This window comes from Gordonia sp. (in: high G+C Gram-positive bacteria), from assembly GCF_012515855.1.
Lineage (GTDB): Bacteria > Actinomycetota > Actinomycetes > Mycobacteriales > Mycobacteriaceae > Gordonia.
Genome location: NZ_JAAYXO010000151.1, coordinates 1 through 13,371 on the forward strand (window position 1 = coordinate 1; position 13,371 = coordinate 13,371).

Below are 13,371 nucleotides of genomic sequence, written 5' to 3' on the forward strand. Positions count from 1 at the left end.
CGGCAGCGTCAGTTGAGCCGTAGTCCAGTCCACGCCAACGATCGCTCACTTCTAGGAGATCTCCCTTGACCACGTTCAGAATCACCACCAGGATCGTCGCCGCCCTCGGTGCCGCAGCGGCAGCGCTGACGGTCGCCGGCGTCGAGGGGGAAGCGGGCGCTGCGCCCGCGTCGACCGAATGGACGCACAACAGCAGCAAGTTCACGATGACGGTCAGTGACGCCACTCCCGCGGTGGGCGACACCATCACGCTCGCGACCGCCTTTCAACGAAAGCTGACCTTTGAGGACATCTACAACTACAAGGCGCTGATCGACGGTTGCCTCGAGTATGTGGATGGCAGCGGCAAGTGGGAAGGCCGCCCGGTTTCGCCGTCCCGCGTTCAGATTGAAGCCGCGCCGGCGGGCCAACAGGCCTTCGTCCGCGTGGAATCCACCGGAGGCAGCGCGTGGCAGGTCTGGGGGGTCGGTGGGTCGTGGGGCACCGCGCGCACAATCTCGATGGACTTCTACGTGACCCGGGGCTGCGCCACCGGCAAGGCGATGCCGACCACCATGCACTATGGCGGACACCTCGGGAGCGGAATCTACAACGACCCGAGCCGCGGTCCGGAGATCACCGTGGCCGTCCCGCCGACCGACCCGGGCGACGGCGGCACCAACCCCGGTGACGGCGACGGCGATGGCGACGGGGGCACGCCCGACAACGGTGGCGCCTCCGGCTCGCTCGATACCGGCAGCCTCGGCAACCTCTTCGGCTGACCCTCCCACTGATTTCGAGAAAGGTGTCGCATGTCGACATTTCGACGCTCGGCTGCGGTGGTCGCGGCCGGCGCAGCAGTTTTCACCCTCGCCGGCGCGTTCGCCGGAGTCGCTGGCGCGGAGACCGTCGGCCCGGCGACCGGGGAGAGCAACTCCATGAAGTTCCAGCGGTCGGTCTCCGCTGACGCGATCGTCGACGGAAAGGTCCGCGTCGGCGACACGATCACCGTGACCAACCGGTTCGATCGGAAAGTCGGGTGGACGCTGAGCGAAGTTACGGACACTCATCCGACCTGCTTTGAGGCAGTCCCGCAGACATCGGTCTGGACGGTCTCGGGCAAGACCTACAACAACATCGTCGGCAGCCCCGGTTACAAGAACGAGTTCACTTCGGGCGCGGGCTGGACGAAGCTTGACCCGCCCCTGCTCTGGGGCGCGGACCCCCTCATCTGGACGCAGGATTACGTCGTGAACTGCGAGGTGGGCGATCTCCACACCGGTGGCGTGGCGTGGAAGTCGTCGAACGCGCTCGAGGACAAGAACAAGTTCCCCGATGCCGGTCCGACCATCACCGTCGTGAAGTCGTCCACTCCGGGAGGCGGCGGTGACGGCGGCGGCAGCGGCGGCTCCGGCTCCCTCGACACCGGCAGCCTCGGCAGTCTCTTCGGCTGATCGACCAGAACACAGGAGAATCCATGATTTCTAAGTACACCCACCGCACCGCGGCGGTGATCGGTGCGGGCATGCTGGCGGCGTCGCTCGCGGCGATCACGTCGGGCCCGGCGGAAGCAGCTCCGATCACTGCGGACTGGTCTCCCGGCGCCAATGGCGACACCCAGCTCAGGAGCACCGTCAGCGACGGCACCCCCAATATCGGCGATACGATCACCATCTCGACCGAATTCCAGCGTAAGTGGTCCATCGAGAACGTCAAGGCCTTCAAGCAGATCGCCGACGGATGTATGAAGTACATTCCGAATAGCGCCAAGTACCAGGGAAATCCGATCTCGGGGGTCGTGGTCAATTCTGCACCTGCCGGTCAGCGGGGCGATGTGAGCATGTCGGCTCCCTACACCGGGGCGTGGCAGACACCGGGGCTCGGCGCAGGCTGGGGAGACAGTCGGACCTTCGCCATCAGCTTCGTCGTCGGGGCGAACTGTGCGACCGGTGTACCGCTGATGACCACCACGCACTACAGCAGCGCCATCGGAGCAAGCAACAGCCAGGACCGTGGTCCGGCGATCACCGTGAATGCGCCCGCCCCGAAGACCGCGACGACGACCGCTGTGTCAGTCAGCCCGGCTCCCAAGGTCGGCGATCCGTCGACCGTGACTGCCACGATCAGCAGCGAATCTGCAGTCGCCGACGGCAGTGTCGAGTTCTTTAACCACGATGTCTCGATCGGGACCGCCGATGTTGCGAACGGCAAGGCGAAGGTCTCCTGGACTCCGCGCAACGGTGGAGCGTATCCGCTCAAGGCGGTCTACTCGGGCACTTCATCCCTGGCTGGTTCGTCATCGTCGATCAGCGGCAGCATCGCTCCCAAGGATCCTGATCCGGAGCCGGGTGCGCCGACGATCGCGCTCAACGGCGCACCGAAGGTCAACGAGTCGGTGACCGTCACCGTGAGCAGCGACGCAGGCGAAGGCAGCGCAGTCTCGTTGTCTGCGAACGGCAGCCCGATCTGCGGTTCGCTCAAGCTGGACGGGAACGGCAAGGCCGAGTGCCGATGGACCCCGGCGAACGACGGCGCCGTCGCGCTGAAGGCCGTGGTCGGTACCAAGTCGACGACCAAGAACGTAACGGTCAGCCCGGCAGACGGTGGCCCGGGTGACGGTGGCCCCGGTGACGGCGGCGATCCCGGTGATGGCGGTGACAACGGCAACGACGGCGGTGACAACGGTGGCAGCCTTGGTGGATTCGGCAGCTTGGGCAACGCCTTCGGCAGCTGATCGACCGGTCACCATCGCAGCGTGATGACAGGAGCCCCGGACCAGTACGGTCCGGGGCTCCTTCGCAATGTTCTCAGGTGTGTTCGTCGCCGAACCGCGGATGACTAGGCGTCGATCGTGACCGGCGCCTTTCGGTACGACAGGAATCGATCGTCCACCTGCCCCTTGCGGAGCTGCTTCACGTCGGCGGAGACGGCCATCGTCATGGTCCACGGTGAGACCGTGCCCTGCTTGGGCAGTGTGTCGAGGGCACGCTGCACATAGCCGGCGCCGAAGTCGAGCAGCGGTCGCGTCTCCATGCCGGGATCGGCCACCGGCTCGACGGAGGTGTAGCCGCCCTCATCCATGTGGGTCAGGACCCGGCACAGGTACTCGCACAGCAGGCCGATCTTGAGGGTCCACGACGAGTTGGTGTAGCCGATGGCCAGCGCCCAGTTCGGGATGCCCGAGAGCATCGCGCCGCGGTAGGCGATGGTGTCGGCGAGGTTGATCGCCTCGCCGTTGCGGCTCAACTCCATGCCGCCGAACATCTGCAGGTTGAGGCCGGTGGCGGTGACGATGATGTCCGCCTCCAGCACGGTGCCGTCCTCGAGTTCGATCCCGCCTTCGACGAAGGTCTTGATGCGGCCGGTGACGATGGATGCGGTGCCGCGCTTGAGTGCCTTGAAGAGGTCGCCGTCGGGGACCACGCACAGTCGCTGATCCCACGGGTTGTACGGCGGATTGAAGTGGGTGTCGATGTCGAAGTCGCGCGGCAGCAGCGCGGCGTTGGACTGGCGGATCACCTTGCGGGCGGCCCGGGGGAAGCGCTGGCACAGCGCGTAAACGATCTTCTGCTGAAGGATGTTCTTGTTGCGGCTCAGCTGGAAGCCGCGTTTGGCGCCCAGTGTCTTCTTCATCGCGTTGGCGATGGCGTCCTCGCGCGGCAGCGGGATCACGTAGGTGGGCGTCCGCTGGAGCATCGTCACGTGCGCGGCGTCGTCGGCCATCGAAGGCACCAACGTCACCGCGGTGGCACCCGAACCGATGACCACGACCTTCTTGTTCTTGTAGTCGAGGTCCTCGGGCCAGTGCTGCGGGTGGATGATCTGGCCGGTGAACCGATCCCGGCCGGCGAACTCGGGCGTGAAGCCCTCCTCGTAGTTGTAGTAACCGGTGCCTGCGAACACCCAGCGCGCCTTGACCAGCGAGGTCTCGCCGGTGTCGTTGTGCCGGACGGTCAGGGTCCACAACTGTTCGGCATCGGACCAGTCGGCGGAGACGGCACGCCGGTTGAACACGATGCGTGATTCGAGTCGGTCGTCGGCGACCGCCTCGCGCAGGTACTCGACGATGCGGGGGGCGTCGGCGATGGCCTGCGGGTCGAGCCACGGCTTGAACTCGTAGCCGAAGGTGTGCAGGTCGGAGTCCGAGCGAATGCCGGGGTAGCGGAACAGGTCCCAGGTGCCGCCGATGGTGTCGCGAGACTCCAGGATCGCGAACGTCTTGCCGGGATGCTCGACGGTCAGGTAGTGAGCGGCGCCGATGCCGGAGATGCCTGCGCCGAGGATGGCGACGTCGAGCGGCTGATCGCTGAGGGCTGACGCGGTGCCGGTGGGGTCGGGGGTCATGGAGATCTTCCGTTCATCCGGTGGGCTTTGTTCTTCGCTACCAATAGTCGTTGTAACCATCGATTGTTTGCAAGTGTAAAAGAAACCAAGATCGCCTACCTATGGGTGCATAATCGACCACATGAGATCTGGGAGTGAGCCGCTGCCGCCACCGAGCGATGCCGTCGCCGAGCTGATTCGAACCGGAGTGGGGCTGGTGCTGAACGCACCGCCGGAATGGGTCGCGGAGATGAATCGCGCCGTGGCGCGTCCGGCGGGCATGGAGCGGGGGATCGTCGACAGCGTCGACAGTGACACCCTCGCGATGACCTTTCAGATCAACGAGGGCAACTTGAACCACTGGGCGCAGAGCAATCTGACGCACCCCGGTGTGCGCGTGAGCGTCAACATGAACGAGGAGACGGCGAGCTTCATTCGCGACCTGGTGCGGCGCGGATTCGACTCGGGTGCGCTCGACTCCTTTCGCGCCGGCCAGAACGCCGCATGGCAGATCTGGATGCAACTGTGCTTTCAGCTCACTGACGATATGAACCTGCTCAGGGAGTTGCTGGAGGTCACGTCGCGCTCGATTGCGACCTTCATCGACGACACCGTCGGTGAGCTGACCCGGCAGATCGACGTCGCGCGCGCCGAGTTGGCAGGTGACAACCATGCACAGCGGCGCGCGGCGGTGGCGTTGCTCCTCGAGGGGGCGCCGATCGCCCCCGCCCGTGCCGAGTCCCAATTGCGCTATTCGATCGAAGGCCGCCAGCGGGCGCTGGTGGTCTCAGCCGAGGGCGGTGTCGGACTCGACGATCTCGAGGCGGCCTGTGAGGTGATCATGGCGGATTCTGGGGCGTCGCGACGGCTCACCGTTGTCGGCGGCGCCTCGCAACTGTGGGTCTGGCTGCCGATCGACGACCTCGTGGTGGAGCCGGCCCTCACCGCGCATCCGAGAATCCAGGTGGTGGCCGGATCGGTGGGCGACGGGGGAGAGGGATTCCGGCGCAGCCACTTTCAAGCGCTCGATGGGCGGCAGCTGCTCACTCGGCTCGGGTCGACGGCTCGCTTCGCCGCCTACGACGACCTAGCCCTCGTCGCGGCGATGGCAGACGACCTGACCCGTCTCGACGACTTCGTCGCCCACACCCTGGGCGATCTCGCCGACGCGGACGCGGGTCTGCACGAGTCGATGCGGACCTGGTTCTCGACCGGCTGCAATGCGGCAGCGGCGGCGGCGCGCCTGTACACGCACCGCAACACCGTGGTCCGACACGTGGCGCGGGCGCAACAACTGCTGCCGCGACCGCTGGAGGCGAATACCGCTGCGGTCGCGGCAGCGTTGGAACTGCTTCGCTGGCGAGAGTGACGCGGATCCTGGCCGCGCTACGCGTCGGTCAGCGTGTCGCCCTTCGGCGCCACGTACGGCGCCTTCGACCGACTCAGCTCCACCGCGCGGGTGAACTCCTCGTCGATCTGCGGGTCGGGGCGGTAGGTCAGCGCGCTCACGATCACGGTGACCACGAAGCTGGCGACGAAGCCGGGCACGATCTCGTAGAGGTCTTCGCTGAGCCACGACTGGCCCCAGACGTAGGCGACGACGGCGCCGACCACGATGCCGGAGAGCACGCCCGCGGTGTTGGCCCGCCGCCAGTACAGGCACAGGATGATCGCCGGGCCGAACGCGGAGCCGAAGCCGGCCCAGGCGAAGGCGACCAGCTCGAGGATGCTGCTGGACGGCGAGAGGGCCAGCAGCGCTGCGATCACCGCGATCGCGAGGACGCCGAGCCTGCCGAGTCGCACGTAGGCCTTGTCCGACAGTTCGCGTCCGCTGCCGGTTTTGGCGGCCACCAGCTTGTAGAGGTCCTCGACGAGGGCCGACGAGCAGACCACCAGCTGCGAGGAGATGGTCGACATGATCGCGGCGAGAACGGCGGCCAGCACCAGACCCCCGATGAACGGGTGGAACAGGAGCTGCGACAGCACGAGGAAGATGGTCTCCTCGTCCTTCGGCGCCTGCTCGATGTGCTTGGCGAAGTAGGCGATGCCCACCAGTGCCGTGCCGACGGCGCCGAGTGCGCACAGGAACATCCAGCCGATGCCGATCCGGCGGGCGATGCCTGCCTCGGAGGGGGTGCGCAATGCCATGAATCGGACGATGACGTGCGGCTGGCCGAAGTATCCCAGGCCCCACGCGAGTGCGGAGATGATGCCGATGACGGTGCTGCCCGAGAAGAAGCTCAGGTAGTCGGAGTTCACTGCGGTGACCCCGTCGATGGTGGCGCCGATGCCACCGAGGTCGATGATGCCGATGATCGGCACCGCCACGAGGGCGACCACCACGAGCAGGCCCTGGGCGACGTCGGTCAGTGAGGCGCCGAGGAAGCCGCCGAACAGCGTGTAGATCATGGTGACCACGGCGACGATCAGCATGCCGCTGGTGTAGTCGACGCCGAACGAGCTGTCGAAGAACTTGCCGGACGCCACCATGCCGCTGGAGACGTAGAAGGTGAAGAACACCAGAATGATGACGCCGCAGATGATCCGGAGCATGCGTGAGGTGTCGTGCAGGCGCGATTCCAGGAAGCTGGGGATGGTGATGGAGTCGCCCGCCACCTCCGTGTAGGCGCGCAGGCGCGGCGCGACGATCTTCCAGTTGGTCCAGGCGCCGATCAGGAGGCCGATCATGATCCAGGACGCGGACAGGCCTGCCAGGTACATGGCTCCGGGGAGGCCCATCAACAGCCAGCCGGACATGTCCGACGCGCCGGCGCTCAGGGCGGCGACCCACGGTTTCAGCCCGCGTCCGGCGAGCATGTAGTCGTCGAGGTTGTCGCGGGTCTGGCGGTAGGCGTACCAGCCGATGCCGAGCATCGCTGCGAAGTACAGCCCAACCGCGACCAGGGCGACGACTTTCTCCTCGGAAGGGACGGTCATCTCTTCATCTCCTCGGGTGGTTTCGGGCCGGAGAACCTGCCGCCAGGCCGAGTGCGATTGGCCGGGCGTGCGATTCAATGTGACACAGGTCTCGAGCTGACGATGATTCTTCCCGAGGATCAGCCACCGAACGTATGTGGGGGTGCACAAGATGTGCACCCCCACTTCGTGGGATCGTACGTGACGTCAGGCCTGCGGCGGCCGCGGTGTCGCATGCTCCGCCTGCATGAGGTCGGCGACGAGCTCGCCGAAGGCCCGGTCTGGATTGCCGAACCGATGCAGTGTCATCGACACTGCCTGCTCCAGTAGCCAGTAGCGCAACTCCACGCGACCGGACGCGGTGACGGCGTCGTCGAGCAGTGCGACCTCGGGACGGTGTGCCAGCAGGTCACGCAGTCCGTCCCCCGCGGCGCTCGCCATCCGGACACGGGCGATGTCGCGCGTGCTGAGGCGGGTCACCAGCGCGGCGTCGTCCGCGGGAGCTCCGATGTCCACGTTCAGCCGACGCGCGGCGTCCAGGACCGTTGCCAGCGCGGCGGAGATTCCGGGCTCGGGAACCACCAGGGCACGGCTGCCCGACCGGTGCGCGGCGGCGAGCAGGCGAGCGACGCGGACCGGTGAGGAGTCTGCGGTCACGCGGACCGCGACGGCGGCTGGACGGTAGCGGAAGATGTTCGCTTCCGAAGCCAGCCCGGTCTCGTCGTGGGCGACGCCGAACTCCGAAGCCCAGGCGCGGTCGTCGTCCGCGAGCGCCCGCCGCAGCCACGCCGAGGCGTCGGCGTCGACGACATCGTCCACGGCGTCGGCGAAGGCGGCGACCGCGGGCATCGTCGGGGCCGCGACGTCGCCGGTGGTGTGCGGACGGTCGTTCCACTCGCCGAACAGCATCAGGTAGTTGGGTCCGCCGGCCTTGGAGCCGAGGCCCACCGACGAGCGCTTCCATCCGCCGAAGGGCTGGCGGCGCACGATGGCGCCGGTGATGCCGCGGTTCACGTAGGCGTTGCCCGCCTCGACCCGGTCGAGCCACCTGCGGACCTCGCGCGGCTCCAACGAGTGCAGACCCGCGGTGAGGCCGAACTCCGTGGCGTTCTGCAGTTCGATCGCCTCGTCGAGGGTCTCGGCGCGCATCAGGCCGAGCACCGGGCCGAAGCACTCGGTGAGATGGAAGAACGAACCGGGCGCCACGCCGTCCTTGATGCCGGGCGACCACAGGCGGCCGGTGTCGTCGAGTTGCTCGGGCTTGAGCAGCCACCGCTCGCCCGGCTCCAGCGTGGTGAGCGCGCGCCGGAGCTTGTCGCCGGGGTCCTCGGTGAGTGGGCCGACGGTCGCCGACAGGTTGGACGGCCAGTCGACCACCGCCGACGAGGCCGCGTCGACCAACTGGCGACGGAAGCGATCGGAGTCGTAGGTGCTCCCGACCAGGATGCCGAGCGAGGCCGCCGAGCACTTCTGGCCGGCGTGTCCGAACGCGCTGTGGACGAGATCGGCGATCGCCAGGTCGCGGTCGGCAGACGGGGTGATGATGAGTGAGTTCTTGCCCGAGGTCTCAGCGTTGATGCGCAGTTCTCGACGCCACGAGGTGAACAGCGCGGCGGTCTCGGATGCGCCGGTCAGGATGACCCGATCGACGTCCGGGTGACTGATCAGCGCGCGCCCGGCCGGACCCTCGTCGGGGAAGACGCCCTGGCACACGTCGCGAGGGACGCCTGCCTCCCAGAGGGCCTCCAGGACGGCCATCGAGCAGCGCGGGGTGGGCTTGGCGGGCTTGTGGATCACGGCGGCGCCGACAGCCAGCGCGGCGAACGTCCCGCCCGCCGGGATGGCGATGGGGAAGTTCCACGGCGGGGTCACCACCACCACGCGGTCGGGCGTGAACTCGGCGTTGACGTCGTCCAGTTCCAGGGCACGGTGAGCGTAGTAGCGGGCGAAGTCGATGGCCTCGGAGATCTCCGGGTCCGACTGCGCGACGGCCTTGCCCGCCTCCGCGGCGGCGATCGACACCAGGTGGCCGCGGCGACTCGCCAGGATGTCGGCGGTCCGGTACAGAATGGCGGCGCGCTCGGACGCGGGGCGAGCGCTCCAGGCGGCCGCACCGGCGCGCGCCCGGGCGACGAGCTCGTCGACGTCCGCTTCGGCGAGGCCGGCGGGCACCGACTGCTCGGCGAGCCACTCCGGAGTCGCGGTGGCGATGGCGGCCCGCGCCCACTCCTGGTTGGCGGGCAGGGCCGCGTTGGTGTCGGGCTCGTTGGTGAATGCGGGGAGGGGGAGCGAGGCGTCGAATCCGGTCCGGTCCGCCTCGAGCGCTCGGTTCTGGTGATCATTGGGGCGCGGCGCCTCATGGCCGTCGGCGGTGAGGATCCGAGCCAACTCGTTCACGGCGTCGCGGAAACGACCGGCCTCGCGACGGTACATCGCACTGCCCGGAGCCAACTCGAAGATGCCCGACATGAAGTTCTCCGACGCGGCGTTCTCCTCCAGACGGCGGACCAGGTAAGAGATCGCGACGTCGAACTCCTTGGGCTTCACGGTCGGGACGTACAGCAGAAGACGACCGACGTCGGCGCTGAGCACCTCCGCCTGCTCGGTGGCCATGCCCTGCAGCATCTCGAACTCCACCCGGTCGCTGACACCGCGACTCTGCGACAGCAGGTGGGCGAAGGCGATGTCGAACAGATTGTGGCCTGCCACCCCGACGCGCAGACCGCGCATGTTCTCGCGGTCCAGCAGCCAGTGCAGGACCAGTTTGTAGTTGGCATCGGTGGCGGTCTTCGACGAGCAGGTGACCTTGGGCCAGCCCGCCACCTCGGCGTGCACGGTCTCCATGGCCAGGTTGGCGCCCTTCACCAGACGCACCTTGATGCCTGCGCCGCCGTCGGCCACCCGGTGCTCGGCGAACGTTGCCAGTCGTTGCATGGCGCCGAGCGCGTCGGGCAGATATGCCTGCAGGACGATGCCCGCCTCGAAGTGCTTCAGCTCGGGCAAGCTGAGCAGTCGGGTGAAGACCTCGATGGTCAGTTCCAGGTCGCGGTACTCCTCCATGTCGAGGTTGATGAACTTGGTGCCCGCAGGTGCGGCGGCCGCTTCGAGGTACATCGGCGTCAGCCGGTCCAGCACGTACTGGACGGTCTCGTCGAACGCCCACATCGAGATCTGCGACGCGACCGAGGAGACCTTGATCGACACGTAGTCGACGTCGTCGCGGCGGAGCAGGGCCCGCGCGTCGGCGAGGTGGTTGTCGGCCTCGCCGTCGCCGAGGACCGCCTCGCCGAGCGGGTTGATGTTGAGGCGGTGGCCGCTTTCGCGGAGTTTGGCGACGGCCTTGCTGAACTGGCGGTCGCGCGCGTCGACGATCATGTGGCCGACCATCGCGCGCATCCGGGCGCGAGCGGTCGGGATGACGACGTTCGGGAGCTTCTCCGCCAGGGCGCCGCCGGCGGCGATCTGCGCACGGTCGAGCCTGCCGAGCGTGGCCGGGATGTCGGCGGCGATCTCCGAAAGAGCCTCAGCGGCCGCCCGGGTGTCCTCGGTGCCGATCACCCGGTCGACGAATCCGACGGTGAAGTCGAGGCCGCGGGGGTCGGAGAGCATGGCCGCCAGGCGCTGCGCCGAGGCATGCGGCCGAGTCTCGGCGGCTGCGGCCTCCCGAAGCCAGCGGGTCACCAGGGTCTCCGCCGCGCGAGCGAGCTGATCGAGCTCGGCGACCGCGGCGGTCGGGTTGATTGCGTGCGCAGTGGTCATGTTCCCAGTACACGCCGGGCCGACCGCGAAGTCGTTGTGGGATCTTACGAAGCGATAGCGCGATCCTTGGTTGTTCGTCCAGGTGGCGTGGCAGACTCGACAGGCATGGTGGTCCAGCCTTCCGTCGCGTTGAGCGAGGTGGTCGTCGCACTCGACACCGCCGTCGCGCGGGTCCCACTGGTGCCTGACGACACCGTGCGAATCCGGTCTGTCTCGATGTTCGACGCCGACGACCTCGCCGCCCAGGCCGACGGTGGCGCCGACCAGCTCACCGATGCCGTGCTGCTGGTCGGCATTGACGGAGGGACCGTGACCGACTGGCTGACCCGGCTCGCCGATCCCGGCCGGATCGGTCACCGACCGGTCGTGATCTTCACCAAGACCGATGCCGCGGATCTCGTCGACGCGGCGTCAGCGGTGGGGATCTCTGTGGTGGTCGTCGACAGCCGGGCGCGGTGGGACCGCGTCCTCATGACGGTCCAGGCCGTGCTGGATCGCAACGACGGTCTCGACCGGGGGCGCGACGACGCCGGGGCGTCGGCGTTGGCGCACGCGGTCGACGTCGACCTCGTCGGGCTGGTCGGGTTGATCGCTCACGGCACCGGGGGCCTGGTGTCGATCGAGGACGCGACCAGCGCGCGGGTGTTGGCGTACTCGCCGTCCAAGGGCGAGGCCGACGACCTCCGTGTGCAGACCATTCTCGGGCGCGCGGGGCCGCCGGCGTATCTGGAGCTGCTGCGGGAGTGGGGCGTGTTCGCGGCGATCCGGCGGGGCATGGAGGTGGTCGACGTTCCCGAGCACCCCGAGCAGGCCATGCGCCGCCGCCTGGTGGTCGGCGTGCATTCGCGATCCGGACGTCACCTCGGATCGATCTGGGTGCAGGAGGGGGAGCGGCCCCTGGCCGACGACGCCTCCGACGTCTTGCGTGGCGCCGCCGCCATCGCCGCGCGGATCCTGACCCGCGAGATGCAGGCGCCGTCCACCGAGGGACAGCTGGTGCAGCGACTGTTCGGCGCGCACGGCGGGATCGACTCGTCGACGGCCGGGGCCTATCTGCGGTGGCCGATCGATGAACCGGTCGCAGTCGTCGGCATCGCGGCGGTCGGTGGCGATGAACGCCATCGCGACGAGGTGATGGCCGCGGTCGGGGGTTCGCTCCGGCTGCACGCCAGCGCGTTCGTGGCCTCGGCACTGACCACAGTGCTCGACGGTCGCGCGTACCTCCTGTTTCCGGCCACCGGCTCCGCCGCCATCATCAGGTGGACGCGGGGTCTGGTCACCAGATTCGACGACGACCCGGTGCTCGGCGGCGCGATGCTGCACGCGGCGGTCGTGATGCCGCTGGCCGGTCTCCACGACGTGCCTGCGGGACGCGCGGAAGTGGACCGGGTCCTGTCCGCGACCGCGTCCGGCGCCGACGCCGCACGAGTGACGACGCTGGCGGAATCGCGGACCGCGGTCCTGCTCGGCGAGATCCTCGACGTGCTCGCTGCGCGCGACGACCTCGCGGACCCGCGGCTGACGATCCTGGTCGACTACGACGGTGAGCACGATGGAGGTCTGGTCGCCAGCGTCGCCGCCTATCTGGAGGCGCACGGCAACGTGCGCGACGCCGCTCGCGCCATGGGGGTGCACGCCAACACCCTCCGCTACCGGATCGACCGTGCCCAGCACCTCTCGGGCCTGCGCTTCGACGACGCCGGCGACCGGCTGCTCACTGAGATCGGGCTGGCGGTGTGGCGAAGGCGGTCCGTCGGGTACAGATGAAGCATGGACATCACGCGTGAGACGGCGGCGGCGAGGGCTCGGAACTGGTCGCGGCGGGTCATCGACGATCCGGAGGGCCGGTTGCGTCGGTCGGCGGTCGCCATCACGGTGGTGCAGCGCACCGACGCGGACGGTCGAGCCACGCACGGCATCTATCTCGCCCGACGGCCGGCGTCGCTGCGGAATCACGCCTACCAGTTCGCGCTGCCCGGCGGTCGACTCGATCCCGGGGAGACCACCACCCAGGCCGCCCTGCGGGAACTCCACGAAGAGGTGGGCGTCGACCTCGGCGACGAGACGGTGATCGGGTTGCTCGACGACTACGAGACGCGGTCCGGCTACCTGATGACGCCCGTGGTGTGCTGGGTGGACGACGACCCGCCGGTCGCGCCCAACCCGGACGAAGTGCACCAGCTCTTCTTCGTCACCTTCGATGAGCTGCGCCGGCCGCCCATCTTCAGCACCATCCCGGAATCACCGCGCACCCTGGTCGCCCTCAGCATCGCCGACACCGTGGTCCACGCGCCGACCGCCGCGGTGATCTACCAGTTCGCTGAGGTGGTCCTCGCCGGGCGTGACACCCGGGTCCACGACCTGGAGCAGCCGGTCTTCGCCTGGCGCTGAGTC

9 protein-coding genes are annotated in these 13,371 nt (G+C 68.2%); 6 read left to right on the plus strand and 3 right to left on the minus strand.

Annotated elements, in window-relative coordinates; all coding sequences use genetic code 11:
• Nucleotides 1–65: 65 nt before the first annotated feature.
• From GX543_RS11060 to GX543_RS11070, 3 genes are read left to right on the plus strand one after another with little or no spacing between them, the layout of a single operon-like run.
• On the plus strand, nt 66–761 hold the full coding sequence (locus GX543_RS11060) for a hypothetical protein (RefSeq protein WP_290851958.1): 696 nt from the start codon (nt 66–68) through the stop codon (nt 759–761).
• A gap of 30 nt (nt 762–791) precedes the next feature.
• Nucleotides 792–1,433: a hypothetical protein gene (locus tag GX543_RS11065; RefSeq protein WP_290851959.1), complete on the plus strand. Its 642-nt coding sequence runs from the start codon at nt 792–794 to the stop codon at nt 1,431–1,433.
• 23 nt (nt 1,434–1,456) lie between these two features.
• A complete protein-coding gene (locus tag GX543_RS11070; RefSeq protein ID WP_290851960.1) occupies nt 1,457–2,713 on the plus strand; it encodes an Ig-like domain repeat protein in 1,257 nt (418 codons plus the stop codon).
• Nucleotides 2,714–2,817: 104 nt separating this feature from the next.
• Here GX543_RS11070 and GX543_RS11075 read toward each other — a convergent pair whose 3' ends face one another.
• Complete coding sequence (locus GX543_RS11075) at nt 2,818–4,323, minus strand: NAD(P)/FAD-dependent oxidoreductase (protein ID WP_290851961.1); 1,506 nt, start codon at nt 4,321–4,323, stop codon at nt 2,818–2,820.
• A 121-nt stretch (nt 4,324–4,444) separates the two neighbouring features.
• Between GX543_RS11075 and GX543_RS11080 the strand changes: the two genes are divergently transcribed.
• The gene (locus tag GX543_RS11080) at nt 4,445–5,671 is read left to right on the plus strand and encodes a helix-turn-helix domain-containing protein (protein ID WP_290851962.1); all 1,227 of its coding nucleotides are present in this window, start codon (nt 4,445–4,447) and stop codon (nt 5,669–5,671) included.
• A gap of 17 nt (nt 5,672–5,688) precedes the next feature.
• On the opposite strand, the gene putP is transcribed toward GX543_RS11080, so the two are convergent.
• Both putP and GX543_RS11090 read right to left on the minus strand, forming a co-directional pair.
• Nucleotides 5,689–7,239: a sodium/proline symporter PutP gene (gene putP / locus GX543_RS11085; RefSeq protein WP_290851963.1), complete on the minus strand. Its 1,551-nt coding sequence runs from the start codon at nt 7,237–7,239 to the stop codon at nt 5,689–5,691.
• Between the two features lie 186 nt (nt 7,240–7,425).
• Nucleotides 7,426–10,977, minus strand: coding sequence for a bifunctional proline dehydrogenase/L-glutamate gamma-semialdehyde dehydrogenase (locus GX543_RS11090; protein WP_290851964.1), 3,552 nt, complete (start codon nt 10,975–10,977; stop codon nt 7,426–7,428).
• Between the two features lie 87 nt (nt 10,978–11,064).
• Between GX543_RS11090 and GX543_RS11095 the strand changes: the two genes are divergently transcribed.
• Entirely contained in the window at nt 11,065–12,744 is a 1,680-nt protein-coding gene (locus GX543_RS11095; RefSeq protein WP_290851965.1) for a CdaR family transcriptional regulator, read from the plus strand.
• Nucleotides 12,745–12,747: 3 nt separating this feature from the next.
• A complete protein-coding gene (locus tag GX543_RS11100; RefSeq protein ID WP_290851966.1) occupies nt 12,748–13,368 on the plus strand; it encodes a CoA pyrophosphatase in 621 nt (206 codons plus the stop codon).
• Nucleotides 13,369–13,371 lie beyond the last annotated feature (3 nt).